We start from the raw sequence: 25,339 nt of genomic DNA, 5'->3' as shown, positions 1-25,339 counted from the left end.
GTTTCATGGCAAAGTTTTTTATCGATCGCCCGATCTTCGCGTGGGTGATCGCCATCATCCTGATGCTGGCCGGGGTCGCGGCGATCTTCACGCTGCCGATCGCGCAGTATCCGACGATCGCGCCGCCATCGATCCAGATCACCGCGAACTACCCGGGCGCTTCCGCGAAGACGGTGGAAGACACGGTGACGCAGGTGATCGAGCAGCAGATGAGCGGTCTCGACAACTTCCTGTACATGTCGTCGACCAGTGACGACTCGGGCAACGCGACGATCACGCTGACGTTCGCGCCGGGCACCAACGCCGACATCGCGCAGGTCCAGGTGCAGAACAAGCTGTCGCTCGCGACGCCGGTTCTGCCGCAGGTCGTGCAGCAGCTCGGCCTGTCGGTGACGAAGTCGAGCAGCAGCTTCCTGCTGGTGCTCGCCTTCAACTCCGAAGACGGCAGCATGAACAAGTACGACCTCGCGAACTTCGTGGCGTCGCACGTGAAGGATCCGATCAGCCGGCTGAACGGCGTCGGCACCGTCACGCTGTTCGGCTCGCAGTACGCGATGCGGATCTGGCTCGACCCGACCCGCCTGACGAACTACGGCCTCACGCCGGTCGACGTGAGCTCGGCGATCACCGCGCAGAACGTGCAGATCGCGGGCGGCCAGATCGGCGGCACGCCGGCCAAGCCTGGCACCGTGCTGCAGGCGACGATCACTGAATCGACGCTGCTGCAGACGCCCGAGCAGTTCGGCAACATCCTGCTGAAGGTCAACCAGGACGGCTCGCAGGTTCGCCTGAAGGACGTCGCGCAGATCGGCCTCGGCGGCGAAAACTACAACTTCGACACGAAGTACAACGGTCAGCCGACCGCGGCACTCGGTATCCAGCTCGCGACCAACGCGAACGCGCTCGCGACCGCGAAAGCCGTGCGCGCGAAGATCGACGAGCTCGCACCGTTCTTCCCGCACGGCCTCGTCGTGAAGTATCCGTACGACACGACCCCGTTCGTGAAGCTGTCGATCGAGGAAGTGGTCAAGACGCTGCTCGAAGGTATCGTGCTCGTGTTCCTCGTGATGTATCTGTTCCTGCAGAACCTGCGGGCGACGATCATCCCGACGATCGCGGTGCCGGTGGTGCTGCTCGGCACGTTCGCGATCATGTCGCTGGTGGGCTTCTCGATCAACACGCTGTCGATGTTCGGCCTCGTGCTCGCGATCGGCCTGCTGGTCGACGATGCGATCGTGGTGGTCGAGAACGTCGAGCGCGTGATGGCGGAAGAGGGCCTGTCACCGAAGGAGGCGACCCGCAAGGCGATGGGCCAGATCACCGGCGCACTCGTCGGCGTGGCGCTGGTGCTGTCGGCGGTGTTCGTGCCGGTCGCGTTCTCCGGCGGTTCGGTCGGCGCGATCTATCGTCAGTTCTCGCTGACGATCGTGTCGGCGATGGTGCTGTCGGTGCTGGTCGCGTTGATTCTGACGCCCGCACTGTGCGCGACGATCCTCAAGCCGATCCCGCAAGGGCATCACGAAGAGAAGAAGGGCTTCTTCGGCTGGTTCAACCGCACGTTCAACAACAGCCGCGACAAGTACCACGTCGGCGTGCACCACGTGATCAAGCGTTCGGGCCGCTGGCTCATCATCTACCTGGTCGTGATCGTCGCGGTCGGCCTGCTGTTCGTGCGCTTGCCGAAGTCGTTCCTGCCGGATGAAGACCAGGGCCTGATGTTCGTGATCGTGCAGACGCCGTCGGGCTCGACGCAGGAAACGACCGCGAAGACGCTCGCGAACATTTCCGACTACCTGCTGAAGGACGAGAAGGAAATCGTCGAATCGGCGTTCACGGTCAATGGCTTCAGCTTCGCGGGCCGCGGCCAGAACTCCGGTCTCGTGTTCGTGAAGCTGAAGGACTACTCGCAGCGTCAGCACGCGAACCAGAAGGTCCAGGCGCTGATCGGGCGGATGTTCGGTCGCTACGCCGGCTACAAGGACGCGATCGTGATCCCGTTCAACCCGCCGTCGATTCCCGAACTCGGTACGGCCGCGGGCTTCGACTTCGAGCTGACGGACAACGCCGGTCTCGGCCACGACGCGCTGATGGCCGCGCGTAACCAGCTGCTCGGGATGGCCTCGAAGGATCCGACGCTGCAGGGCGTGCGCCCGAACGGCCTGAACGACACGCCGCAGTACAAGGTCGACATCGACCGCGAGAAGGCGAATGCGCTCGGCGTGACGGCGGAGGCGATCGACCAGACGTTCTCGATCGCGTGGGCGTCGAAGTACGTGAACAACTTCCTCGACACCGACGGCCGGATCAAGAAGGTGTACGTGCAGGCCGACGCGCCGTTCCGGATGACGCCGGAGGACATGAACATCTGGTACGTGCGCAACGGGTCGGGCGGGATGGTGCCGTTCAGCGCGTTCGCAACCGGCCACTGGACGTACGGTTCGCCGAAGCTCGAGCGCTACAACGGCGTCTCGGCGATGGAAATCCAGGGTCAGGCCGCGCCGGGCAAGTCGACCGGCCAGGCGATGACCGCGATGGAAGGGCTCGCGAAGAAGCTGCCGGTCGGTATCGGCTATTCGTGGACCGGCCTGTCGTTCCAGGAAATCCAGTCGGGTTCGCAGGCGCCGATCCTGTATGCGATCTCGATCCTCGTCGTGTTCCTGTGTCTGGCGGCGCTGTATGAAAGCTGGTCGATCCCGTTCTCGGTGATCATGGTGGTGCCGCTCGGCGTGATCGGCGCACTGCTCGCGGCGACGATGCGCGGCCTCGAGAACGACGTGTTCTTCCAGGTCGGCCTGCTGACCACCGTGGGCTTGTCCGCGAAGAACGCGATTCTGATCGTGGAGTTCGCGCGCGAACTGCAGATGACGGAGAAGATGGGGCCGATCGAGGCCGCGCTGGAAGCGGCGCGCCTGCGGCTGCGTCCGATCCTGATGACGTCGCTCGCGTTCATTCTCGGCGTGATGCCGCTCGCGATCAGCAACGGCGCGGGTTCGGCGAGCCAGCACGCGATCGGCACGGGCGTGATCGGCGGGATGATCACGGCGACGTTCCTCGCGATCTTCATGATCCCGATGTTCTTCGTGAAGATCCGCGCGATCTTCAGCGGCGAGAAGGAAGACGTCGACCAGGCGCTGCGTCTGGCTCAGGAGCACTCGCACCACGAAGAGAAGCCGGGCAACGGCGACGAAGGCAACAAGGGACAGTGATGATGCAAAAACACGCTTTGACTGCAATCGCGGTCGCGCTCTTTGCCACGGGCTGCACGATGGCGCCGCATTACACGCGGCCCGACGCGCCCGTCGCGCAGGCGTACCCGGCCGGCGGCGTCTATGCGACGCAGCCGGGCGCTGCCGGCGCGCGCAGCGCGAACGGCCAGGCGGCGACCGCCATCGGCTGGCGCGAATTCTTCGTCGATCCGCGCCTGCAGCGGCTCATCGAGATCGCGCTGAAGAACAACCGCGACCTGCGCGTGTCGGTGCTGAACATCGAGGCGGCGCGCGCGCAGTACCAGATCACGCGCGCGGGCCTGTTCCCGACGCTCGACGGCACGGGCACGGGCAGCATCCAGCGCGTGCCGCAGGGCCTGTCGCAGACCGGTGCGCCGTATATCTCGCGCGCCTACAACGTCGGCGTATCCGCGTCGTGGGAACTCGACCTGTTCGGTCGCGTGCAGAGCCTGAAGGACCAGGCGCTCGCGCAGTACCTGTCGACGTCGTATGCGCGGCAGGCGACCGAGATCTCGCTCGTGTCGCAGGTCGCGGACCAGTATCTGACGCTGCTGTCCACCGACGACCTGCTGCAGGTCACGGAAAACACGCTGAAGACGGCACAGGCGTCGTACGACCTGACGAAGCTGCAGTTCGACAACGGCACGGGCTCCGAGCTCGAGCTGCGTCAGGCGCAGACGGTCGTCGAGACGGCGCTCGCGAACCAGCAGGCGCAGGCGCGTGCGCGTGCGCAGGCGCTGAACGGGCTGGTGCTGTTGATCGGCGAGCCGCTGCCGGACGACCTGCCGCCCGGCATGCCGCTCGACGCGCAGAACCTGCTGACGGACGTGCCGGCCGGTCTGCCGTCCGACCTGCTGACGCGTCGTCCGGACGTGATGCAGGCCGAGCAGACGCTGCTGGCCGCGAACGCGAACATCGGCGCGGCACGCGCGGCGTTCTTCCCGCGCATCTCGCTGACGGGTGCGTTCGGCACCGGCAGCCCGACGCTCGGCGGGCTGTTCAAGGCCGGCACGGCGGCGTGGTCGTTCGCGCCGCAGATCACGATGCCGATCTTCGAAGGCGGGCAGAACATCGCGAACCTGAACCTCGCGAACGTGCAGAAGCGCATCGAGATCGCCAACTACGAGAAGGCGATCCAGTCGGCGTTCCGGGAAGTGTCGGACGGGCTGGCCGCACGCGGCACGTACGATCAGCAGATCGCAGCGCTCGAGCGCAACGAGCACGCGCAGCAGCGACGCTTCGACCTGTCGGACCTGCGCTACAAGAACGGTGTCGACAGCTATCTGTCGGTGCTGACCGCGCAGACCGACCTGTACTCGGCGCAGCAGTCGCTGATCAGCGCACGTCTGGCACGCTGGACGAACCTGGTCACGCTGTACCGCGCATTGGGCGGCGGCTGGATCCAGCGCGCCGGCGAGACGCCGCGTGCACCGGACGAAACGGTCGACTACGACAAGGCGGCCGCACCGGCGCCTGCGTCGGCAGCGGCGACGAACGGGTAAGCACGAAGGCGGACAGGGGCGGGCGACCGCTCCGGTTCGCTGAAGTCTCGGTCTCCGGGATGCGACGACGCCACGGACGAAAGTCCGTGGTTTTTTTTTTGCGACCGGTTTGGGTAAGCCGCGACCGTGGATCGTCATCGCCGCCACCGCCGGCGCCACCGCTATCGTCGCCCAATCAACTCGCCACAAAGCAAAACGCCACGGCAAGCCGTGGCGTTTTTCCTCTACCGTATCGCGCCATGCCCTGGCGCATCCGGTGCGGATCGATCAGTGATGCGCGTCGGCCGGGCGTCCGTCGAAGTCGTGCCCTGCGCGGCGGATTTCGCAACGTGCATCCTTCTCGCCCTTCACGCCGTTGAACACGATGTTCAGGATCACGGCGGAGGCGGACGCAAGCAGGATGCCGCTGTGCAGGATCGGTGCGAGCGCGGGCGGCAGCTTCGAGAAGAAGTGCGGTGACACGACCGGCACGAGGCCCATCCCGACGCTCACGGCGACGATGAACAGGTTGTGCGAGTTGTTCACGAAGTCGACCTTCGACAGCACCTTGATGCCGTTCGCGGCCACCATCCCGAACATCACGATGCCCGCGCCGCCGAGCACGAACGGCGGCACCGAGGCGACGACCTGCGCCATCTTCGGGAACAGGCCGAGCAGCACCAGGATCACGCCGCCCGTCGCGCAGACGTACCGGCTCTTCACGCCCGTCACGCCGATCAGGCCGACGTTCTGCGAGAACGACGTATGCGGAAACGAGTTGAAGATGCCGCCGATCAGCGTACCGAGGCCGTCGACGCGCAGGCCGCGCACGAGGCGCTCCTGGTTGACCGGACGATCGACCATGTCGCCGACCGCGAGGAACATGCCGGTCGATTCGATGAACGTGACGAACATCACCGTGACCATCGTCGCGATCGACAGCGGGTCGAAGTGCGGCAGGCCGAAGTGGAACGGCATCACGAAGCCGACCCACGGTGCGTGCGCGACGCCGTCGGTATTCACGCGGCCGATCGCGAACGCGATCACGAAGCCGGCGACGATGCCGAGCAGCACCGAGATGTTCGCAAGGAAGCCGCGGCCGAACTTGTTGATCAGCAGGATCAGCGTGAGCACGAGCAGCGACAGGCCGAGGTAGACGGGGCTGCCGTATTCCGGATTGCCGACGCCGCCCGCCGCCCAGTTGATCCCGACTTCCATCAGCGACAGCCCGATCACCGCGATCACGGTGCCGACGACGACCGGCGGGAAGAACCGCAACAGCTTGCCGATCATCGGCGCGAGCACGATGCCGATGATGCCGGCCGCGATGGTCGAGCCGAAGATGTCGAGAATGCCGAGGCCGGGGTTGGTGCCGATCGCGATCATCGGGCCGACGGCCGCGAACGTGCAGCCCATTATGACGGGCAGGCGGATCCCGAAGATCCACAGGCCGAGCGTCTGGATCAGCGTGGCGATGCCGCACGAAAACAGATCGGCGCTGATCAGGAACGCGATCTGGTCTTTCGGCAGCTTCAGCGCGCCGCCGACGATAAGCGGCACGGCGACGGCGCCGGCGTACATGACGAGGACGTGCTGGAGACCAAGCGTTACAAGCTTGCCGGTCGGCAGCACCTCATCGCACGGATGGACCGTGTTCGATTGCATCTGTCTCACTCCATGATCTTGTTTTCGGGGTGATACGAAGTTATGCGGAATGGAACATCGCAACAAGAGCGCTGGGTTCTATTCCGTTCTTTGCTGGTTCGATATGCCATTTCGGCATGAAACAGGGTGTCGATCATCGGGAAACGCCGCTGGAGTGAGGTTCCCCGGTTTTATAGCCCTTCAAAATAGTGCAGGCCCCCATGTCAAATATCGGCGGCTTTATGGTGTGTATCGCGACCGCGGCATAGTGGAAAAAACGACCGGCGGAAAATCGCGCCGGGTTAACCCGCTGGCGGCCGTTTTGGCACGCCATGTGCAGCCGGGTGAAACCGGTCGTGCGCGGCTTCGTTCTATCGCGTCGCCAGCGCGTCAAAATCGCCGCGCAAATCGGGCCGCATGTCGCGATCCCGCTATCATCGATATCTGTTTATTCGAATACGCCAACCCGTCATGCGCCTGCTCGGAATCGACCTCGGTACCGGCTCCGTCAAACTCGTCACGCTCGATGCCGATGGCGTCGAGCGCGCGGTTGCGAGCGAACCCTATGAGTTGTCGTCGCCGCAGCCCGGCTGGGCTGAAATCACCCCCGACGTGTGGTGGCAGGCGCTCGTGCGCGCCGCTGCGCGATTGCCGGCCGACGAGCGCGCGCAGGTCGCGGCGATCGGCTTCTCCGGCCAGATGCACGGCGTCGTGCTGATCGATGCGGCCGGGCAGCCGGTGCGGCCCGCGCTGTTGTGGCCCGATACGCGCGCGGCGCGCGAAGCGGACGCGGCCGACTGGCCGGGCGCGCCGAATCCCGTCGCGCCCGGCATGGCGGGCCCCCTGTTGCGCTGGGTGGCCGCACACGAACCGCAGGCGTTGCGGGACGCACGCTGGGCCGTGCAGCCGAAAGACTGGCTGCGCGTCGCGCTGGGCGGCGAGGTCGCGGCCGATCCGAGCGACGCATGCGCGACCGCGCTCGCGACGCCGGACGGCGCGTGGGACACGGCGCTGATCGACGCGCTCGGCTTGCCCGTCGACCGGTTCGCATCGGTGCGGGCGTCGGGTGCGCGCTGCGGCGTGCTCGATGCGAAGGCGGCGGCGGCACTCGGGCTGCCGGCCGGCGTGCCGCTCGCGACGGGGGCGGCCGATACCGCGTGCGCGGCGCTCGGCAGCGGGCTCGTCGCGGCGGGCGACGCGCTGCTGACCACCGGCAGCGGCGGCCAGATCGTCGTGCTCGCGGATGCGTTGCCGCCCGCACGGGGCGCGGGCTGCACCGTTATCGCACGGCGGCTGGCGGCGGCTATTACACGATGGCCGCGATGCAGAACGTCGGGCTCGCGCTCGAAGCCGTGCGCGGCTGGCTCGGCTATCCGGGCTGGCCGGATGCGTACGACGACGCGTTCGCGCAGCCGGCGTCGGCGCGGCTCTGCTTCCTGCCATACCTGACGGGCGAGCGTTCGCCGTGGATGAATCCCGACGCGCGCGGCGGCTGGCTCGGTCTCGGCCTCGGCGACACGCGCGGCGCGATGATGCGCGCCGCGTTCGAGGGCGTCGCGTTCGCGTTGCGCGCGGGGCTCGATGCGATCCGCGATGCGAATCGGGCCGATCCGGTGACGACGTTGCGCCTCGCCGGTGGCGGCTCGGTCGATCCGCGCTGGCGCCAGTTGCTCGCGGATGCGCTCGGCGCGTCGCTCGACGCGGTCGATTGCCCGAATGCCGCGACGCGCGGTGCCGCGCTGCTCGCGGGCGTCGCGATCGGACACTGGCGCGACGACGCGCTGCGCACGCTGGCGCCGACCGCGTCGCCGGTCGCCGCACCGCACGACGATCGCGCGCTGGCCGCACGCCACGCGCGTTTCGTCGATCTGTATGCGCGAACGGATGCGTGGTTCACGACCGGCGTTTAAACTCGGGCACGTGTCCTGTCGCGACAGCGGTGACGCGTCGCGGCAAGCCGGCGGCTGTTTCCCGCACGCGACGGGCGGCGGGATCGGGGATCATGACGGGCACGCCACGGTATCGCCGTGTCGCGCGGCGCGGCTCGACCTGATCACGCACGCGCTGCCGCTCGAGACGCTCCACGGCGCCGCCGACCCGATGAAGAAGGGCGAATCGATTCGCCCGATCGTGCTGTATTGAACGGAAGGGAACCCCATGCTCGAACTCGTTTCTTCGCATGCTTGCCACGGTGGCGAGCAACGCTTCTATCGCCACGATTCGAAGGCGATCGGCCTGCCGATGAAGTTCTCGGTGTATCTGCCGCCGCAAGCGGCGCACGGTCGCGTGCCGGGGCTGTTCTATCTCGCGGGGCTCACGTGCACCGAGGAGACGTTTGCGATCAAGGGCGGCGCGCAGCAGTACGCGGCGCAGCACGGCCTCGCGCTCGTGATGCCCGATACGAGCCCGCGCGGCGCGGGCGTGCCGGGCGAGGCCGATGCGTGGGATTTCGGCGTCGGCGCGGGCTTCTATGTCGACGCGACGCAAGCGCCGTGGTCGACGCATTACCGGATGGAGTCGTACGTGACGGGCGAGCTGCGCGAGCTCGTCGCGGCCGAGCTGCCGATCGACGGCGCGCGGCTCGGGATCTTCGGCCACTCGATGGGCGGGCACGGCGCGCTGACGCTCGCGCTGCGTCACCCCGATTTGTACCGGTCGGTGTCGGCGTTTGCGCCGATTGCCGCGCCGACGCGTTGCCCGTGGGGCGAAAAGGCGTTCTCGGGGTACCTCGGCGATGATCGCGAAGCGTGGAAGCAGCACGACGCGAGCGAACTCGTCGCGCGCGCGGATGCGCCGAAGTTCGCGGACGGCATCCTCGTCGATCAGGGCTTGGCCGACCAGTTCCTCGCGAACCAGCTGAACCCCGACGTCTTCGAAGCCGCGTGCGCGAAGGCCGGCCAGCCGCTGACGCTGCGCCGTCATGCGGGCTACGATCACGGTTACTACTTCATCTCGACGTTCATCGCCGATCACGTCGCGCATCATGCGCGGGTGTTGTCACGTTAGTGCGGCGAACCGGCCACGCTATCCCGCATCAGCGAGTGGCGTGGCGCTTCGACTTTCGCAGCAGGCGCAAGGCGAGCCATGTCGCCGGTATCACCATCGCAAGCGCTATCAGCAAATGCACGACGATGACGAGATCATCGCCCGCCTCGCCGTCCCAGAACCCGGGAACATGCGTGAAGAGCCAAACCCACGCGCGATCGGGTATCGGTAGTGCGAACGACGCGTGAGTGAGGCATAGCCTCGCAAGTGACACGGATGCCACGAGTACCCACGCGGTGACTGCGGCTCGGTACACGATTCGCTTCATTTGACGGTAATCGTGCCGTATGCCCGCACGGAGGAGCCCGGGATCGGAATGGGCTTCTGCGCGGTCAGCAAGTCCTTCAGTCGCGCGTAATCGATCGTCGATTCGATGGTCACGCATCCCCTGCTGATTCCCCGTACGCCTTTTGGGTGAAGGCGAAAACTTCCGCGTCGGACGTCGTCGCAAAGTACGTAGTCGTCGATGCTGTCGTCGGCGGCGTAGAGCGCAAACCAGTCTCTCTTGTCGCTGAAGAGTTCTCGCAGCGGGCCCAGCATGCCGCCGGTTGGCCGATCGACGATGTAGTAGCGGCCTGGCGGAATGGCGCCTTCACCGACGAGGCACGACGACGAGCGGCGATTGCGGTGACGCGCGCTGCCCGAAAAGGCTGGAAAGGACATGGCGCCGCATTGCAGACGACTCATGTCCTGATCGTTCAGATCGAATGTGCATTCGAGCATGGCAGGTATGGCTCAGCCGGAGTGGGGGCTGAACATCCTGCCATGGTCGATGTGGCGCGCGCGATCGGATTGGTCCGAAAATATTGGGTGCGCCGACAGGCACGGTTGCGAGGCATGCCGAGAACCGGCTGAACGTCATGTGCGTCGCCGCAACAGGCTCGCGCCATACACGAGCGCGGACAGCGCGGTGATCCAGAAGCTCGTCGGCCAGTCGGTGTGATATGCGAGCGCGATCCCGGCCCACGCTTCGAACAGCGCGAACAGCGCGGCGAGCAGCACGCCGGTCGACAGCCGCGTCGACACGTTCTGCGCGGCCGCGGCCGGCCCGACCAGCAGCGTGAACACGAGCAGCACGCCGACGATCTGCGTCGCCGCGGCCACCGCGAGCGCGCACACCGCGAGGAACAGCATCGACACCGTGCGCAGCGACACGCCCTTGGCTTCGGCCAGTTCGGGCTGCAGCGACGCGAACAGCAGCGGCCGCGCGATCAGCGCGAGCGCGACGAGGCTCACCGCGCCGATGCCGGCCAGCACCGCGAGCGTGTCGTGGCTGACCGCGAGCACGTTGCCGAACAGCAGTGCGGTGACCTGCGTCGCGAACGACGTGTAGAAGTGCAGGAACAGCAGGCCGAACCCGAGCGCGCCCGACAGGATCACGCCGATCGCGACGTCGCGGCCCGCGAGCCGTTCGCCGAGCGCGCCCATGCCGATGCCGGCCGCGAGCGTGAAGCCGACCATCCCCCAGATCGGCGAAATGCCGAGCAGCACCGCGCCCGTCGCGCCGGTGAAGCCGACGTGCGACAGCGCGTGGCCGGCGAAGGTTTGTCCGCGCAGCACCAGGAAGTAGCCGACGATGCCCGCGAGCACCGCGACGATCCCCGACGCGGCGAACGCGTTGATCATGAAGTCGTATTCAAACATCGTGCGAATGCCCCGGATGAGCGTGTCCGTGGTGGTGATGGTCGTGGCCGCCGCCACCGCCGTGCGAGTGGCCGTCGTCGTCTTCGTGTTCGTGATCGTGCTTTTCGATTTCGACGTCGCCCGACATCACGAAGATCTTGCCGTTCACGCGCATCACGTCGATCGGCGAGCCGTAGAGCCGCGACAGCACGGGCTTGGTGATGACCTCGTCGACGGTGCCGAGCGCCGCGACGCCGTTGCCGAGATACAGCACGCGGTCGAGCGCGTTCAGGAGCGGATTCAGTTCGTGCGCGGAAAACAGCACGGTGATGCCGAGTTCGCGCTGCACCTTGCGCACGAGTTCGACGACGCCGCGCTGGTGGTTCGGGTCGAGGCTGATCAGCGGTTCGTCGAGCAGCAGCAGCTTCGGGTTGCCGAGCAGGCACTGCGCCAGCAGCAGGCGCTGCCGCTCGCCGCCCGACAGCTCCGACAGCGGCCGGCGCGCGAGCGTCCGGCCGCCGACGAGGTCGAGCACGCGGTCGACGTCGCGCCGCGTCGCGGCGTTCGTGTGCGGCAGCCCCCAGCGGTGGCCGTCGGCGGCCATCGCGACGAAGTCGTAGCCGCGCATCCGGCGATTCGCGAGGCCGCTCCTGATCTGCGGCATGTAGCCGATCGACGCGTTGCCGCGCGCGACCGGCACGCCGCCGACCGACAGCGTGCCGCCCGCGACGGGCACGAGACCGAGCACCGCGCGCATCAGCGTCGTCTTGCCGGCGCCGTTCGGCCCGAGCACGCCGACGAATTCGCCGGGTTCGATCGAGAAACTCACGTCGCGAAGGATCGTGCGTCCGCCCAGTTCGAGCGTGACGCGATCGAGTGCGAGTGCGTGGGGAGTGTCGGTCATGGCGTTGCGTAAGTCATTTCTTGCTGGCGGCCAGCGCGGCGGCGAGCGCGTCGAGCTGGCCGGCCATCCATTGCTGGAAGGTCTTGCCGGCCGGCTGCGTCTCGGTGACGCTCACGCCCGGCACGCCGCTGTCGCGCGCGATCTTCAGCAGGCGCTTGGTCATCGGCGCTTCGGCCTGGCTGTTGTAGATCAGCACGCGCACCTGCTTCTTGCGCAGGTCGTTCTCGAACGCGGCGACGTCCTGCGCGCTGGCTTCGGTGTCGTTCATCGTCGCGAGCTGGAAGCGCTGGTTGCGCATGTCGAGGCCGATCGCGTCGGACATGTAGCCGAACACAGGCTCGGTGGCCGTCACCGGCACGCCCTTGTATTGCGCGCGCAGCGCGGCGACCTTGTCGTCGACGGGCTTCAGCGACGCGACGAACTTCTGCAGGTTCGCGTCGTAGTCGGCCTTGTTCGCCGGATCGGCGCGGCCCAGCTCGGCCGCGATCGCGCGCGCGGCGGCCGGCATGGTCGCCGGGTCGTACCACAGGTGCGGGTTGTCGCCGGCCTTCTTGCCGACGAGATCCGCGACGACGATCGTCGCGCGCTTCGCCTGCTTCGACGCGCCGAGCAGCTTGCCCATCCACGGATCGTAGTCCGCGCCGTTGTAGATCACGACCTGCGCGTGCTGCAGCGCGCGCGCGGTCTTCGGGCTCGCTTCGAACAGGTGCGGATCCTGATCGGGATTGCTGAGGATGCTGGTCACCGCGACGTGGCGGCCGCCGATCTGCGATGCGACGTCGCCATAGAAATTCTCGGCGGCGACGACGTTGACGGTTGCGGCCTGCGCGAAGGCGGGTGCGGCGATCGACAGCGCGGCGGCTGCGGCGGCGAACAGACGGGCAAGCGGCAAGGCGCGCCGCGGCGCGCGCTTCAGGGCAATGGACATGAAACTCCTCGTTGGAAGGGGCGGCGCGTGCGCCGCGCGTGTGCGGTGTCAGCGTTGCGCGGGCTTGCCCTTGCAGTGCCCGCACAGGCCGTTCAGCTCGACGACCTGGTGGTGGACTTCGAACCCATGCGCGGGCGCGCTCGCGGACAGCTGTTTCGCGAGGTCGCTGCCCGGAATCTCGACGGTCTCGCCGCACGAGTCGCAGATCAGGAACTGGCCTTCGTGCGGCACGCCGATCTCGCAGCACGCGAAGAACGCGTTCTTCGATTCGATCCGGTGGATGAAGCCGTGCTCGACGAGGAAATCCAGCGCGCGATAGACGGTCGTCGGCGGCACGCGGCCGCGCTGCGGCTCGAGCTCGGCGAGCAGGTCGTACGCGCCGATCGGGCGCTGCGCGGCCAGCACGCGTTCGTAGACCTGGCGGCGCAGCGGCGTCCACGCGAGCCCGTGCTCGGCGGCGAATGCGTCGGCCCGGGACAGCCGGGCGTCGATAGGCGATGAGGTGGCCATGGCGTGAAGCAGGCAATGAAACGAAGTATCGCGATGATATAACGTATCTTCTCGTCGTGCAGCCCGAATTCCGCCCCGCGCACCGGCTCCGTCCCCTTCATCGCCGTTTCAGCCGCGCCGCACCCAGCGCGCCGCGCCTTGCCGCGCGCGGTTTTCCACGCGACGCGCGGCGCGATCGTGCCGCAGCGCATCATCGAAAGCCGCCGTGCCGCCTTGACAGCGTGAATCGCGTATCCGATCATTCGACCAACAACAGAGCAATTGATCGGTCGGCGAGCGTTCGCTCACCTCGCTGCCTTCGCACAGCAGAACGAACCGGAGACAACCAGTGAGACTGGAAGACAAGGTCGCGATCCTGACGGGCGCGGCAAGCGGCATCGGCGAAGCGGTCGCGCAACGCTATCTGGACGAGGGCGCGCGCTGCGTGCTGGTCGACGTGAAGCCCGCGGGCGGTTCGCTCGCACGGCTGATCGAGGCAAACTCCGGCCGCGCGGTGGCCGTCACCGCGGACGTCACGCGCCGCGACGATATCGAGCGCATCGTCGCGACCGCCGTCGAGCGCTTCGGCGGCGTCGACATCCTGTTCAACAACGCGGCGCTGTTCGACATGCGCCCGATCCTCGACGAATCCTGGGACGTGTTCGACCGGCTGTTCGCGGTCAACGTGAAAGGGCTGTTCTTCCTGATGCAGGCCGTCGCGCAGCGGATGGTCGAGCAGGGCCGCGGCGGCAAGATCGTCAACATGTCGTCGCAGGCGGGGCGTCGCGGCGAGGCGCTCGTTTCGCACTACTGCGCGACCAAGGCCGCGGTGATCAGCTACACGCAGTCGGCCGCGCTCGCGCTCGCGCCGCACCGGATCAACGTGAACGGCATCGCGCCGGGCGTGGTCGACACGCCGATGTGGGAGCAGGTCGATGCGCTGTTCGCGCGCTACGAGAACCGGCCGCTCGGCGAGAAGAAGCGGCTCGTGGGCGAAGCCGTGCCGCTCGGCCGGATGGGCGTGCCGGGCGACCTGACCGGCGCCGCGCTGTTCCTCGCGTCGGCCGACGCCGACTACATCACCGCCCAGACGCTGAACGTCGACGGCGGCAACTGGATGAGCTGACATGGCGCCGCTCGCACGCGCAACCCGGGCGTCCGCGCCGCGCGCGGCCGCCGCCGCACGAGGGCACGCATGATGGCCGAGATCGTCGTCGCCGGCGAACTGCTGGCCGAATTCGTCGCCGCCGAGCGCGGCCAGGGCTTGGACACGCCGGGCCTGTTCGCGGGGCCGTTTCCGAGCGGCGCGCCGGCGATCTTCGCCGACCAGGCCGCGCGGCTCGGCGCGCGCGTCGCGTATGCGGGCTGCGTCGGGCGCGATGTGTTTGGCGACGCGATCGTCGCGCGGCTCGAGCGGGACGGCGTCGACGTCGCGCGCATTCGTCGTGTCGCGCGTCCCACCGGCACTGCGTTCGTCGCGTATCGCGACGACGGTTCGCGCAGCTTCGTGTTCAGCCTGTCGACCAGCGCGGCCGCGTGCGTCGATGCATCCGACGTCGACTCCGCGATGTTCGACGGCTGCCGCTACTTCCACGTGATGGGCTCGTCGCTGACGAGCGAATCGGCGATCGCGGCGGTCCAGCGCGGCGTGATCGAAGCGGCGCGCGTCGGCGCGAAGGTGTCGTTCGACCCGAACGTGCGGCCCGAGATGCTCAGCTTCCGTCCGATGCGCGCGGCGCTCGACGCGATGCTCGCCGCGTGTCATCTGTTTCTGCCGAGCGAAGCCGACCTGCCGTTCTTCTGCGGGCCGCAACCTGCCGAGCGCGCGATCGCGGGGCTGCTCGCGACGCATCCGCTGCTCGAGCGCGTCGTGCTCAAGCGCGGCGCGGCCGGCAGCGCCGCGTTCGACCGTGCGAGCCGTGTGGACGTGCCGGCCTGGCCGGTCGACGAACTCGACCCGACCGGCGCCGGCGACTGCTTCGGCGGCACGTTGGTCGCGAGCCTCGTCGCCGGCCTGCCGGTCGACGTCGCGCTGCGCCGCGCGAACGCGGCCGGCGCGATCGCGGTCACGCGGCGCGGCCCGATGGAGGGCAACAGCAGCGCGACAGAAATCGACCGCTTCCTGACCGAACGAGGTGTCGCATGTCCGGCCTGACCCCCGTCGCCGAACGCCCGCGCAACGCGCACGCCGACACCGTGCTGCGGATGATCTTCGACGCGAACCGCGCGGATGCGCAGCGCGGCATCTATTCGGTCTGCAGCGCGCACCGGCTCGTGCTGGAGGCCGCGTGCGAGGCCGCGCGCGCGGACGGCTCGCCGCTCCTGATCGAGGCGACCTGCAACCAGGTGAACCATCTCGGCGGCTACACGGGCATGACGCCCGCCGATTTCCGGCGCGACGTCGATGCGATCGCGCAGCGCTGCGGGCTCGCGCCGTCGGCGCTGGTGCTCGGCGGCGACCATCTGGGCCCGAACCCGTGGCGGCACCGCCGCGCGGCCGATGCGATGCGCGAAGCGGCCGCGATGGTCGCCGCATACGTCGAAGCCGGTTTCGAGAAGATCCACCTCGACGCGAGCATGGCGTGCGCGGACGATCCGGCGCGGCTCGACGACCGGACCATCGCCGCCCGCGCGGCCGAGCTGTGCCGCGCGGCCGAAGACGCGGCGGCGCGCGCCGGCGTCGCGCCCGTGTACGTGATCGGCACCGAGGTGCCGACGCCGGGCGGCGAAGTGGCTGGCGATACGGGCGGCGATGCGATCGCGCGGATCGCGGTCACGCGCAGCGACAGCATCGCCGCGACGCTGGACGCGCATCGCAGCGCATTCGAGGCGGCCGGGCTCGACGACGCATGGACGCGCGTGGTCGCGATCGTCGCGCAGCCGGGCGTCGATTTCGACGATCGCCACGTGCTCGACTACGACAGCGCGAAGGCCGCGTCGCTCGGCGCGAGCATCCTGCGCACGCCGCGCCTCGTGTTCGAAGCGCATTCGACCGACTACCAGACCGAAGGCGCGCTCGCCGCGCTCGTGCGCGACCACTTCGCGGTGCTGAAGGTCGGGCCCGCGCTGACCTTCGCGTTGCGCGAGGCGCTGTTCGCGCTCACCTTCATCGAGGACGCGCTGATCGACGACGTCGCGCAGCGCTCGCGGTTGCGCGACGTCGTCGACGCCGCGATGCGCGCGCAGCCCGAGCACTGGGCGCCGTATTACCGCGGCGACGAAACCGAGCAGCGGCTCGCGCGCCAGTTCAGCTACAGCGACCGGATCCGCTATTACTGGCTGCAGCCGGCCGTCGCGGCGGCGGTCGAGCAGTTGTTCGACAACCTTGCGCGGCAGCCCGTGCCCGAGACGCTCGTCGCGCAGTGGCTGCCGGACGTGTACGCCGCGTGCCGCGCGGGCGGCCTCGCGAGAGAGCCGCGCGCATGGGTGCGCCACCGGATACGCGACGTGATCGCGCACTATGCGCGCGCGTGCGGGATGCAGCGGCCGGCGTGACGGGCCGCGAAGGAAGCGAGGCAATACGAAACGCGCAATACGCAACACCGACGACAGTTCGAACAATCACAGGAGACATGCCATGCAACGAAAGATGCTCGATGCCGCCGCACGCTGCTTCGCCGGAGCCGCGCTCGCGACGGCCGCGTGCGCGGCGTCCGCCGGCACGCTGACGATCGCGACGCTGAACAACCCGGACATGATCGAGTTGAAGAAGCTGTCGCCGGCGTTCGAGAAGGCGAACCCGGACATCAAGCTGAACTGGGTGATCCTCGAGGAAAACGTGCTGCGCCAGCGCGCGACGACCGACATCACGACCGGCAGCGGCCAGTTCGACGTGATGGCGATCGGCACGTACGAGACGCCGCAGTGGGGCAAGCGCGGCTGGCTCGCGCCGATGACGGGCCTGCCCGCCGACTACGACCTGAACGACATCGTGAAGACGGCGCGCGACAGCCTGTCGTACAACGGTCAGCTGTATGCGCTGCCGTTCTACGTCGAAAGCTCGATGACGTTCTACCGCAAGGACCTGTTCGCGGCGAAGGGGCTGAAGATGCCCGACCAGCCGACCTACGACCAGATCGCCGAATTCGCGGACAAGCTCACCGACAAGGCGAAGGGCACCTACGGCATCTGCCTGCGCGGCAAGGCCGGATGGGGCGAGAACATGGCGTACGTGTCGACGGTCGTGAACACGTTCGGCGGGCGCTGGTTCGACGAGAACTGGAACGCGCAGCTGACGTCGCCGGAATGGAAGAAGGCGATCAATTTCTACGTGAACCTGCTGAAGAAAGACGGCCCGCCGGGAGCAAGCTCGAACGGCTTCAACGAGAACCTGACCCTGACCGCATCGGGCAAGTGCGCGATGTGGATCGATGCGACGGTCGCGGCCGGGATGCTCTATAACAAACAGCAGTCGCAGGTCGCCGACAAGATCGGCTTCGCGGCCGCGCCGGTCGCCGCCACGCCGAAGGGCTCGCACTGGCTGTGGGCATGGGCGCTGGCCGTGCCGAAGACGTCGAAGCAGCAGGACGCCGCGCGCAAGTTCATCGCGTGGGCGACGTCGAAGCAGTACATCGAGATGGCCGGCAAGGACGAAGGCTGGGCGTCGGTGCCGCCGGGCACGCGCGCGTCGACCTACCAGCGCCCCGAGTACAAGGCCGCCGCGCCGTTCTCGGACTTCGTGCTGAAGGCGATCGAGACGGCCGACCCGAACGATCCGTCGCTGAAGAAGGTGCCGTACACGGGCGTGCAGTATGTCGGGATTCCTGAATTCCAGTCGTTCGGTACGGTGGTCGGACAGGCGATCGCCGGTGCGGTGGCCGGCCAGATGACGGTCGACCAGGCGCTCGCCGCCGGGCAGGCCGCCGCCGATCGCGCGGTGCGTCAGGCCGGCTACAAGAAGTAACGCGGCCCGCACCGTGCGCGCCGCCGCGCACGGTGCACGTCGCTGAAGCAGACAGGCCGGGCGGCCGTTCGCGCCCGCGCCTCAACCGGAGGGACTCCGATCATGCGTCATTTGCGTCTTCCCTTGAGCCACGCGCCGTCGGTCGGCGACGCGTCGTCGCCGCCGGGCGCGCCGCGCCGCGCGCGCGGCGGCGCCAGCTGGCTCGTGTCGCCGTCCGTCGCGGTGCTGCTGCTGTGGATGTCGATCCCGCTCGCGATGACGATCTGGTATTCGTTCTCGCGCTACAACCTGCTGAACCCGGACGTGAAGGGCTTTGCCGGGTTCGACAACTACCGCTTCCTCGCGACCGATCCGTCGTTCCTGCCCGCGATCTGGCACACGCTCGTGCTGATCGGCGCGGTGCTCGCGATCACCGTGGTCGGCGGCGTGCTGATGGCCGTGCTGTTCGACCGCAAGTTCTACGGGCAGGGCGTGGCGCGCCTGCTCGTGATCGCGCCGTTCTTCGTGATGCCGACGGTCGCCGCGCTGATCTGGAAGAACATGATCCTGCATCCGGTGTACGGGCTCGTCGCGAACGCGATGCGCGCGCTCGGGATGACGCCGATCGACTGGTTCGCCGACTACCCGCTCACCGCCGTGATCATCATCGTCGCGTGGCAGTGGCTGCCGTTCGCGTTCCTGATCCTGTTCACCGCGATCCAGTCGCTCGACCAGGAACAGAAGGAAGCCGCGCGCATCGACGGCGCGGGCGCGATCGCGATGTTCTTCTACATCACGCTGCCGCACCTGAAGCGCGCGATCGCCGTGGTCGTGATGATGGAGACGATCTTCCTGCTGTCGATCTTCGCGGAGATCTACACGACGACGGGCGGCGGCCCCGGCAACGCGACGACCAACCTGTCGTACCTGATCTATGCGCTCGGCCTGCAGCAGTTCGACGTCGGCCTCGCATCCGCGGGCGGGATCATCGCCGTCGTGGTCGCGAACGTCGTGTCGTTCTTCCTGGTGCGGATGCTCGCGCGCAACCTGAAGGGGGAGTACGAGAAATGAGCGACCTGACTCTCGAAGGCCGGCGCGCGCCGGCCGCGTTCGCCCTCGTGCGGCGTGCGCTGCCCGGCGCGCTCGCGTGGCTGCTCGCGCTGCTGCTGTTCTTCCCGATCTTCTGGATGGCGATCACCGCGTTCAAGACCGAGCAGCAGGCATACGCGTCGTCGCTGTTCTTCATGCCGACGCTCGACAGCTTCCGCGAGGTGTTCGCGCGCAGCAACTACTTCGCGTTCGCGTGGAATTCGGTGCTGATCTCGGCTGGCGTCACGGTGATTTCGCTGCTGCTCGCCGTGCCTGCGGCTTATGCAATGGCGTTCTTCCCGAACCACCGCACGCAGAAGGTGCTGCTGTGGATGCTGTCGACCAAGATGATGCCGTCGGTCGGCGTGCTCGTGCCGATCTACCTGCTGTGGAAGAACGCGGGGCTGCTCGATACCGTGTCGGGCCTCGTGATCGTGTACACGCTGATCAACCTGCCGATCGCGGTCTGGATGACCTTCACGTATTTCAACGAGATCCCGAAGGACATCCTCGAAGCCGGGCGCATCGACGGCGCGTCGACGTGGCAGGAGATCGTCTACCTGCTGATGCCGATGGCGCTGCCGGGTCTCGCGTCCACCGCGCTTCTGCTCGTGATCCTGTCGTGGAACGAGGCGTTCTGGAGCATCAACCTGTCGAGCTCGAACGCCGCGCCGCTGACCGTGTTCATCGCGTCGTACTCGAGCCCCGAGGGGCTGTTCTGGGCGAAGCTGTCCGCGGCTTCCCTGCTGGCCGTCGCGCCGATCCTGATCGTCGGCTGGCTGTCGCAGAAGCAGCTCGTGCGCGGGCTCACGTTCGGGGCGGTCAAATGAGCGCGGCCGGCGAAGGCGCGGGCGGAAAAGGCGCGGTCGGCCACGGGGTGAACGTGCTGATCTGCGATTGCGACGGCGTGCTGATCGACAGCGAGGCCGTCGCCGCCGACGTGATCGTGCGCGAGCTGGACGCGCGCTGGCCGGGCGTCGACGCGCGGCCGGCGGTGATGCCGCTGCTCGGGCTGCGCATCGAGCGCGTGCTGGCCGGCGCGAGCGAGGCGGTCGGCCGCACGCTGACGGAGGTCGACGTCGACGCGATCCGCCGCGCGGTCGAGGCGGCGGCGGTCAACGCGCCGATGGTCGCCGGCATCGATACGGCACTCGCCGCGATCGGTCTGACGACGGCATGCGCGAGCAACAGCTACCGCGCATACGTCGAGGCGGCGCTCACCCGCACCGGCCTCGCGCGCTTTTTCGGCGACCGGCTGTTCTGCGCGGATGCCGTCGCCAGGCCGAAGCCCGCGCCCGACGTGTATCTCGCGGCCGCACGCGCGCTCGGCGCGGTGCCCGCGCAATGCCTCGTCGTCGAGGACAGCGTGACCGGCATCACCGCGGCCGCCGCGGCCGGCATGACCGTGCTCGGCTTCATCGGCGGCGGGCATGCGTCGGCCGCGCAGATCGACGCGCTGCGCGGGATCGGCGCGCGTCACGTATTCGACGACATGCACGAGCTGCCCGGCTACGTCGCGCGCTGGCAGGCGACCGGCGCCGTGCTGCCGAATTAGTACCACGAACGATCGCGCCGCATCGAACGCGGCGCATCACGAACGAACGGAGACAGATCATGGCAAGCGTGCTCCTGCGCAACATCGCGAAGCGCTACGACGACACCGAAGTGCTGCGCAACGTGAACCTCGACATCGCCGACGGCGAATTCGTCGTGTTCGTCGGGCCGAGCGGCTGCGGCAAATCCACGCTGATGCGGATGATCGCCGGGCTCGAGGACATCTCGAGCGGCGACCTGCTGATCGACGGCGCGAAGGTCAACGACGTGCCGAGCGCGAAGCGCGGCATCGCGATGGTGTTCCAGTCGTATGCGCTGTACCCGCACATGACGCTGTACGACAACATGGCGTTCGGCCTGAAGCTCGCCGGCGCGAAGAAGCCCGAGATCGACCAGGCGGTGAAGCAGGCGGCGAAGATCCTGCACATCGATCACCTGCTCGACCGTAAGCCGAAGCAGTTGTCGGGCGGCCAGCGGCAGCGCGTCGCGATCGGCCGCGCGATCACGCGCAAGCCGAAGGTGTTCCTGTTCGACGAGCCGTTGTCGAACCTCGACGCGGCGCTGCGCGTGAAGATGCGGCTGGAATTCGCGCGGCTGCACGACGAGCTGAAGACGACGATGATCTACGTGACGCACGACCAGGTCGAGGCGATGACGCTCGCCGACAAGATCGTCGTGCTGTCGGGCGGCGCGGTGCAGCAGGTCGGCACGCCGAACGCGCTGTACCACGCGCCGGCCAACCAGTTCGTCGCGGGCTTCATCGGCTCGCCGAAGATGAATTTCCTGACGGGCACGGTCGAGTCGACCGATGCGACCGGCGTGCTGGTGCGCTTCGGCAGCGGCGAGACGCAGCGCGTCGCGGTCGACGCGGCCGGGCTGCAGCGCGGCGCGGCGGTGACCGTCGGCGTGCGGCCCGAGCATCTGATGGTGGCGCAGGCGGCGACCGGCGTCCCCGCGCGGACGATGGCCGTCGAATCGCTCGGCGATGCCGCGTATCTGTACGCGGAGTCGGCCGTCGCGCCGGACGGGCTGATCGCGCGGATTCCGCCGCTCGACACGTACCGCACCGGCGAGGCGCTGCACGTGCATGCGCAGGCCGAGCACTGCCATCTGTTCGACGAACACGGGCAGGCGTTGCGCCGGCTGAGCCCGCACGCGAAGGCGGCGTGACGGCCGGGCGCGGTCAGATGCGCAGGTGCTCGACCATGTAATCGACGAAGGCGCGCAGTTTCGGCGTCGGATGTCGCCCCGACGGCCACAGGACGTAAATCGGCGTGCGGCTCGCGACGTATTCGTCGAGCACTGCATGCAGCGTGCCGTCGTCGAGCGCGTCGCGCACGAAGAATTCCGGCAGGCACGCGATGCCGAGCGAGATCGGCCGGCGTGCGCGGCGCGCCGTGCCGTTCGAGATAGCCGGGCGACGCGACGAGGTGCTGCCGGAAATGGCCGAGCAGCCGCGACGACAGTCGCGAATCCGTCGGCCGCCCGGTGCGCAGCACCGCGTCGAAGCCTTCGTCGACGACGTCGACGAGGCGGTCGCTGAAATCGATGTCGAGTTCGATTTCCGGATACGCGGCCATGAAATCGGCGAGCAGCGGCAGCAGCAGCGTGCCGATCGTCGGCAGGCTCACGCGCAAGCGCCCGCGCGGCGCTTCGGCGCTGTGCGTCAGTTCCTGCTCCGCCGCGTCGATCTCGGCGATCACGCGCCGACAGCGTTCCAGGAAGCGCGTGCCTTCCGCGGTCAGCGTGATGCTGCGTGTGCTGCGGTGGAAGAGCCGCACGTTCAGCCGGGCCTCGAGCCGCGCGATGCGCTTGCCGATCGCGGACGCCGACAACCCGAGCGCACGGCCGGCCGCGACGAAACTGCGCGTTTCCGCGACCTGGACGAACACGACGAAACCGCCAAGATTTTCCATGCAGGTTCCCGATTGCGGACATCGACGTCCGGAGTGTCCGGAACTCTAACCCGGTTTTTCTTCTTGCGCCGGTTCCCTACGATGGGCGTTCCTTCTTTCTTCGAGGTCACGCCATGTCATCCCTGCCTGTCTCCGCTCGCCGCACCGAACCGGACGCCGCGCTGCCCGAGCGCCTCGATGCCGCGCTCGACCGCGCGCTGGCCGACGCGCGCGTGGTCGGCGCGGTCGTGCTGGTCGCCCGCGACGGCGAGCTTCGCTACGCGCGCGCGGCCGGTCTCGCCGATCGCGAGGCCGGCACGCCGATGCGGGAGGACACGCTGTTCCGGCTCGCGTCGGTATCGAAGCCGATCGTGACGGCCGCCGCGATGCGGCTGGTCGCGGCGGCACGCATCGAACTCGACGAGCCGGTCGCGCGCTGGCTACCCGCGTTCCGGCCGACGCTGGCCGACGGCACGCCGGCCGATATCACGTTGCGTCATCTGCTGTCACATACGGCCGGGCTCGGCTATCGCTTCCTCGAAGCCGACGCCGACGGCCCGTATGCGCGTGCCGGCGTGTCCGACGGGATGGATCGCGCGGACCTGTCGCTCGCGGAGAACGTGCGGCGCATCGCAGGCGTGCCGCTGCGGTTCGCGCCCGGCACGTCGTGGGATTACTCGCTCGCGACCGACGTGGTCGGCGCGCTGATCGAGGCGGTCGACGGCAGGCCGCTCGCCGACGCCGTGGCCGCGCTCGTCACGACGCCGCTCGGGATGACGGACACCGCGTTCTTCTCACGCGATGCGGCGCGCTTCGCGACGCCGTACGTGAGCACGCCGGGCGCGCCGCGGCGGATGGCCGACGACGATCTCGCGCCGGTGTACGACGGCACGGTCGGCATCCGCTTCGCGCCGGCGCGCGCGTTCGACGCGGCCGCGTGGCCGTCGGGCGGCGCGGGGATGGTCGGCACCGCGCGCGACTGCCTGACGCTGCTCGAGACGTTGCGCACCGGCCGCGACGGCTGGCTCGCGCGCCGCTGGATCGACGAGATGGCGCGTGTGCAGCCGGGCGCGCAGGACCTGCCGGACGCGCCGGGATTCGGCTTCGGGCTGGGTTTTTCGGTGCTGCGCGATCCGGCGGCCGCTCAGTCGCCGGAGTCGGTCGGCACGTGGCGCTGGGGCGGTGCATACGGGCATGCGTGGTTCGTCGATCGCGCGGCCGGGCTGACGGTCGTCGCGCTGACCAATACGTTGTACGAAGGGATGCACGGGCGTTTCGTCACCGACGTGCGCGATGCGGTGTACGGCGTCGACGAACGGAGCGCGACATGAGCGAGTGCGTAGCCGTTTCCGATCGCGTGTCCGACCGCATCGCCGACCCGGCGTCCGGATTGTCCACGCCGGTGCACGAAGGCTTGCCGGTCGCGAACCTGCTGGCGCTCGCGACCGCCGGGTTCATCACGATCCTCACCGAAGCGTTGCCGGCGGGCCTCCTCCCGTTGATGAGCGTCGACCTGCGCGTGACCGAGGCGCTGATCGGCCAGCTCGTGACCGTCTATGCGCTCGGCTCGATCGTCGCGGCGATTCCGCTCGTCGCCGCGACGCGCGCGATGCGCAGACGCCGGCTGCTGCTCGCGGCGCTCGCCGGGTTCGTCGTGTCGAACGCGCTGACGGCCGCGTCGTCGTACTACGCGCTCACGCTCGCCGCGCGCTTCGTCGCGGGCATGTCGGCCGGGCTGCTGTGGGCGCTGCTGGCGGGCTACGCGAGCCGGATGGTCGACGCATCGTTGCGCGGCCGTGCGATCGCGGTCGCGATGCTCGGCGCGCCGGTCGCGATGTCGATCGGCATTCCGGCCGGCACCGCGCTCGGCGCGATGTTCGGCTGGCGCGTCGCGTTCGCGGGCATCACGGTCGCGGCGCTCGCGCTGATCGGCTGGATCCGGCTGCGCGTGCCCGACTTTCCGGGGCAGCAGGCCGGCGCGCGCGCGCCGGTGCGCCGCGTGTTCGCGCTGCCCGGCGTGCGGCCGGTGCTGGTCGTGATGTTCGCGTACGTGCTTGCGCACAACATGCTGTACACGTACGTCGCGCCGTTCCTCGCGGGCGTGCGGATGGGCGCGCAGGTCGATGCGGTGCTGTTCGTGTTCGGCGTCGCGTCGCTGGTCGGCATCGCGCTGACGGGCGCATGGATCGGCGCCGCGCAGCGGCGGCTGACGCTCGCGAGCATCGCGCTGTTCGCGCTTGCGGCGGCGATGCTCGGCGCCGGGTCCGGCATGACGATCGTGTATGCGGGCGTCGCGCTCTGGGGGCTCGCGTTCGGCGGCGCGCCGACGCTGTTCCAGACGGCTGCCGCGAACGCGGCGGGAGACGCGGCCGATGTCGCGCAGTCGATGCTCGTGACGGTGTGGAATCTGGCGATCGCGGGCGGCGGCATCGCGGGCGGGATGCTGCTCGGCGCGACGGGTGCAGGGGCGATTCCATGGGTGCTCGTCGCGCTGCTGGCGGCGGCGTGGATCGGTGCGTGGCGCGCGCGCCGGCACGCGTTTCCGGCGCCGCGCGCGGCCGCGTGAGCGTGCGGCGGC

21 protein-coding genes and 2 pseudogenes are annotated in these 25,339 nt (G+C 68.5%); 15 read left to right on the top strand and 8 right to left on the bottom strand.

Annotated features, from left to right (window positions below; all coding sequences use genetic code 11):
- Nucleotides 1–5 precede the first annotated feature (5 nt).
- Complete coding sequence (gene bpeB / locus ACV22V_RS12245) at nucleotides 6–3,206, top strand: efflux RND transporter permease BpeB (RefSeq protein WP_059527945.1); 3,201 nt, start codon at nucleotides 6–8, stop codon at nucleotides 3,204–3,206.
- Complete coding sequence (locus tag ACV22V_RS12240) at nucleotides 3,206–4,729, top strand: efflux transporter outer membrane subunit (RefSeq protein WP_059527941.1); 1,524 nt, start codon at nucleotides 3,206–3,208, stop codon at nucleotides 4,727–4,729. The genes bpeB and ACV22V_RS12240 overlap by 1 nt, the downstream gene beginning before the upstream one ends.
- Before the next feature lie 267 nt (nucleotides 4,730–4,996).
- On the opposite strand, the gene ACV22V_RS12235 is transcribed toward ACV22V_RS12240, so the two are convergent.
- On the bottom strand, nucleotides 4,997–6,373 hold the full coding sequence (locus ACV22V_RS12235) for a nucleobase:cation symporter-2 family protein (protein WP_059527937.1): 1,377 nt from the start codon (nucleotides 6,371–6,373) through the stop codon (nucleotides 4,997–4,999).
- 450 nt (nucleotides 6,374–6,823) lie between these two features.
- On the opposite strand from ACV22V_RS12235, the pseudogene ACV22V_RS12230 reads away from it, so the two are divergent.
- The 3 genes and pseudogenes from ACV22V_RS12230 (at nucleotide 6,824) to fghA (ending at nucleotide 9,358) form a co-directional block, all read left to right on the top strand.
- Nucleotides 6,824–8,262: pseudogene (locus tag ACV22V_RS12230) on the top strand (xylulokinase).
- A gap of 10 nt (nucleotides 8,263–8,272) precedes the next feature.
- Nucleotides 8,273–8,494, top strand: coding sequence for a hypothetical protein (locus ACV22V_RS12225; protein WP_448014014.1), 222 nt, complete (start codon nucleotides 8,273–8,275; stop codon nucleotides 8,492–8,494).
- 15 nt (nucleotides 8,495–8,509) lie between these two features.
- The gene (gene fghA, locus ACV22V_RS12220; protein WP_448014013.1) at nucleotides 8,510–9,358 is read left to right on the top strand and encodes an S-formylglutathione hydrolase; all 849 of its coding nucleotides are present in this window, start codon (nucleotides 8,510–8,512) and stop codon (nucleotides 9,356–9,358) included.
- Between the two features lie 303 nt (nucleotides 9,359–9,661).
- Here fghA and ACV22V_RS12215 read toward each other — a convergent pair whose 3' ends face one another.
- The 6 genes from ACV22V_RS12215 to ACV22V_RS12190 form a co-directional block, all read right to left on the bottom strand.
- Nucleotides 9,662–10,120, bottom strand: a complete 459-nt coding sequence (locus tag ACV22V_RS12215; RefSeq protein ID WP_448014011.1) for a DUF2778 domain-containing protein — start codon at nucleotides 10,118–10,120, stop codon at nucleotides 9,662–9,664.
- Between the two features lie 135 nt (nucleotides 10,121–10,255).
- The gene (locus ACV22V_RS12210; protein WP_044844479.1) at nucleotides 10,256–11,041 is read right to left on the bottom strand and encodes a metal ABC transporter permease; all 786 of its coding nucleotides are present in this window, start codon (nucleotides 11,039–11,041) and stop codon (nucleotides 10,256–10,258) included.
- Nucleotides 11,034–11,924: an ABC transporter ATP-binding protein gene (locus tag ACV22V_RS12205; protein ID WP_059527914.1), complete on the bottom strand. Its 891-nt coding sequence runs from the start codon at nucleotides 11,922–11,924 to the stop codon at nucleotides 11,034–11,036. Before ACV22V_RS12205 ends, ACV22V_RS12210 begins: the two co-directional genes overlap by 8 nt.
- 13 nt (nucleotides 11,925–11,937) lie before the next feature.
- Nucleotides 11,938–12,852 (bottom strand): metal ABC transporter solute-binding protein, Zn/Mn family, encoded by a 915-nt coding sequence (locus ACV22V_RS12200; protein ID WP_059527911.1) that lies wholly within the window; start codon nucleotides 12,850–12,852, stop codon nucleotides 11,938–11,940.
- A 48-nt stretch (nucleotides 12,853–12,900) separates the two neighbouring features.
- The gene (locus tag ACV22V_RS12195; RefSeq protein WP_059527909.1) at nucleotides 12,901–13,362 is read right to left on the bottom strand and encodes a Fur family transcriptional regulator; all 462 of its coding nucleotides are present in this window, start codon (nucleotides 13,360–13,362) and stop codon (nucleotides 12,901–12,903) included.
- Nucleotides 13,363–13,470: 108 nt separating this feature from the next.
- The gene (locus tag ACV22V_RS12190; protein ID WP_156437251.1) at nucleotides 13,471–13,707 is read right to left on the bottom strand and encodes a hypothetical protein; all 237 of its coding nucleotides are present in this window, start codon (nucleotides 13,705–13,707) and stop codon (nucleotides 13,471–13,473) included.
- Between ACV22V_RS12190 and ACV22V_RS12185 the strand changes: the two genes are divergently transcribed.
- From ACV22V_RS12185 to ACV22V_RS12150, 8 genes are all read left to right on the top strand, one after another.
- Nucleotides 13,691–14,467 (top strand): L-iditol 2-dehydrogenase, encoded by a 777-nt coding sequence (locus tag ACV22V_RS12185; protein ID WP_059527907.1) that lies wholly within the window; start codon nucleotides 13,691–13,693, stop codon nucleotides 14,465–14,467. The two genes, ACV22V_RS12190 and ACV22V_RS12185, sit on opposite strands and share 17 nt — an antisense overlap.
- 72 nt (nucleotides 14,468–14,539) lie before the next feature.
- A complete protein-coding gene (locus ACV22V_RS12180) occupies nucleotides 14,540–15,496 on the top strand; it encodes a sugar kinase (RefSeq protein WP_448014095.1) in 957 nt (318 codons plus the stop codon).
- On the top strand, nucleotides 15,484–16,836 hold the full coding sequence (locus tag ACV22V_RS12175; RefSeq protein WP_448014009.1) for a D-tagatose-bisphosphate aldolase, class II, non-catalytic subunit: 1,353 nt from the start codon (nucleotides 15,484–15,486) through the stop codon (nucleotides 16,834–16,836). Before ACV22V_RS12180 ends, ACV22V_RS12175 begins: the two co-directional genes overlap by 13 nt.
- Before the next feature lie 82 nt (nucleotides 16,837–16,918).
- Nucleotides 16,919–18,244 carry an ABC transporter substrate-binding protein gene (locus ACV22V_RS12170; RefSeq protein ID WP_059527901.1) on the top strand — a complete coding sequence of 442 codons (1,326 nt, stop codon included), beginning with the start codon at nucleotides 16,919–16,921 and terminating at the stop codon, nucleotides 18,242–18,244.
- 102 nt (nucleotides 18,245–18,346) lie between these two features.
- Nucleotides 18,347–19,294 (top strand): carbohydrate ABC transporter permease, encoded by a 948-nt coding sequence (locus ACV22V_RS12165; protein WP_059527898.1) that lies wholly within the window; start codon nucleotides 18,347–18,349, stop codon nucleotides 19,292–19,294.
- Entirely contained in the window at nucleotides 19,291–20,142 is an 852-nt protein-coding gene (locus tag ACV22V_RS12160) for a carbohydrate ABC transporter permease (RefSeq protein WP_448014008.1), read from the top strand. The genes ACV22V_RS12165 and ACV22V_RS12160 overlap by 4 nt, the downstream gene beginning before the upstream one ends.
- Nucleotides 20,139–20,867 (top strand): HAD family hydrolase, encoded by a 729-nt coding sequence (locus ACV22V_RS12155; RefSeq protein WP_448014006.1) that lies wholly within the window; start codon nucleotides 20,139–20,141, stop codon nucleotides 20,865–20,867. Before ACV22V_RS12160 ends, ACV22V_RS12155 begins: the two co-directional genes overlap by 4 nt.
- Nucleotides 20,868–20,926: 59 nt before the next feature.
- The gene (locus ACV22V_RS12150) at nucleotides 20,927–22,036 is read left to right on the top strand and encodes an ABC transporter ATP-binding protein (RefSeq protein ID WP_448014004.1); all 1,110 of its coding nucleotides are present in this window, start codon (nucleotides 20,927–20,929) and stop codon (nucleotides 22,034–22,036) included.
- Between the two features lie 13 nt (nucleotides 22,037–22,049).
- Here the strand turns inward: ACV22V_RS12150 and ACV22V_RS12145 are convergent.
- A pseudogene (locus ACV22V_RS12145) lies at nucleotides 22,050–22,782 on the bottom strand (LysR family transcriptional regulator).
- Between the two features lie 113 nt (nucleotides 22,783–22,895).
- Here ACV22V_RS12145 and ACV22V_RS12140 point away from each other — a divergent pair.
- Nucleotides 22,896–24,092 (top strand): serine hydrolase domain-containing protein, encoded by a 1,197-nt coding sequence (locus ACV22V_RS12140; protein WP_448014003.1) that lies wholly within the window; start codon nucleotides 22,896–22,898, stop codon nucleotides 24,090–24,092.
- Entirely contained in the window at nucleotides 24,089–25,327 is a 1,239-nt protein-coding gene (locus ACV22V_RS12135; protein ID WP_448014001.1) for an MFS transporter, read from the top strand. Before ACV22V_RS12140 ends, ACV22V_RS12135 begins: the two co-directional genes overlap by 4 nt.
- The last annotated feature ends 12 nt before the right edge of the window (nucleotides 25,328–25,339 follow it).

Source organism: Burkholderia sp. AW33-5 (assembly GCF_053427615.1).
The sequence above is the reverse complement of the archived record's forward strand: the minus strand, read 5'-3'. Positions and strand labels throughout refer to the sequence as shown.

Coding starts and splice junctions, on each gene's coding strand:
- bpeB (WP_059527945.1), top strand. CDS start 6: ATGGCAAAGTTTTTTATCGATCGCCCGATCTTCGCGTGGGTGATCGCC.
- ACV22V_RS12240 (WP_059527941.1), top strand. CDS start 3,206: ATGATGCAAAAACACGCTTTGACTGCAATCGCGGTCGCGCTCTTTGCC.
- ACV22V_RS12235 (WP_059527937.1), bottom strand. CDS start 6,373: ATGCAATCGAACACGGTCCATCCGTGCGATGAGGTGCTGCCGACCGGC.
- fghA (WP_448014013.1), top strand. CDS start 8,510: ATGCTCGAACTCGTTTCTTCGCATGCTTGCCACGGTGGCGAGCAACGC.
- ACV22V_RS12215 (WP_448014011.1), bottom strand. CDS start 10,120: ATGCTCGAATGCACATTCGATCTGAACGATCAGGACATGAGTCGTCTG.
- ACV22V_RS12210 (WP_044844479.1), bottom strand. CDS start 11,041: ATGTTTGAATACGACTTCATGATCAACGCGTTCGCCGCGTCGGGGATC.
- ACV22V_RS12205 (WP_059527914.1), bottom strand. CDS start 11,924: ATGACCGACACTCCCCACGCACTCGCACTCGATCGCGTCACGCTCGAA.
- ACV22V_RS12200 (WP_059527911.1), bottom strand. CDS start 12,852: ATGTCCATTGCCCTGAAGCGCGCGCCGCGGCGCGCCTTGCCGCTTGCC.
- ACV22V_RS12195 (WP_059527909.1), bottom strand. CDS start 13,362: ATGGCCACCTCATCGCCTATCGACGCCCGGCTGTCCCGGGCCGACGCA.
- ACV22V_RS12180 (WP_448014095.1), top strand. CDS start 14,540: ATGGCCGAGATCGTCGTCGCCGGCGAACTGCTGGCCGAATTCGTCGCC.
- ACV22V_RS12175 (WP_448014009.1), top strand. CDS start 15,484: ATGTCCGGCCTGACCCCCGTCGCCGAACGCCCGCGCAACGCGCACGCC.
- ACV22V_RS12170 (WP_059527901.1), top strand. CDS start 16,919: ATGCAACGAAAGATGCTCGATGCCGCCGCACGCTGCTTCGCCGGAGCC.
- ACV22V_RS12165 (WP_059527898.1), top strand. CDS start 18,347: ATGCGTCATTTGCGTCTTCCCTTGAGCCACGCGCCGTCGGTCGGCGAC.
- ACV22V_RS12160 (WP_448014008.1), top strand. CDS start 19,291: ATGAGCGACCTGACTCTCGAAGGCCGGCGCGCGCCGGCCGCGTTCGCC.
- ACV22V_RS12155 (WP_448014006.1), top strand. CDS start 20,139: ATGAGCGCGGCCGGCGAAGGCGCGGGCGGAAAAGGCGCGGTCGGCCAC.
- ACV22V_RS12150 (WP_448014004.1), top strand. CDS start 20,927: ATGGCAAGCGTGCTCCTGCGCAACATCGCGAAGCGCTACGACGACACC.
- ACV22V_RS12140 (WP_448014003.1), top strand. CDS start 22,896: ATGTCATCCCTGCCTGTCTCCGCTCGCCGCACCGAACCGGACGCCGCG.
- ACV22V_RS12135 (WP_448014001.1), top strand. CDS start 24,089: ATGAGCGAGTGCGTAGCCGTTTCCGATCGCGTGTCCGACCGCATCGCC.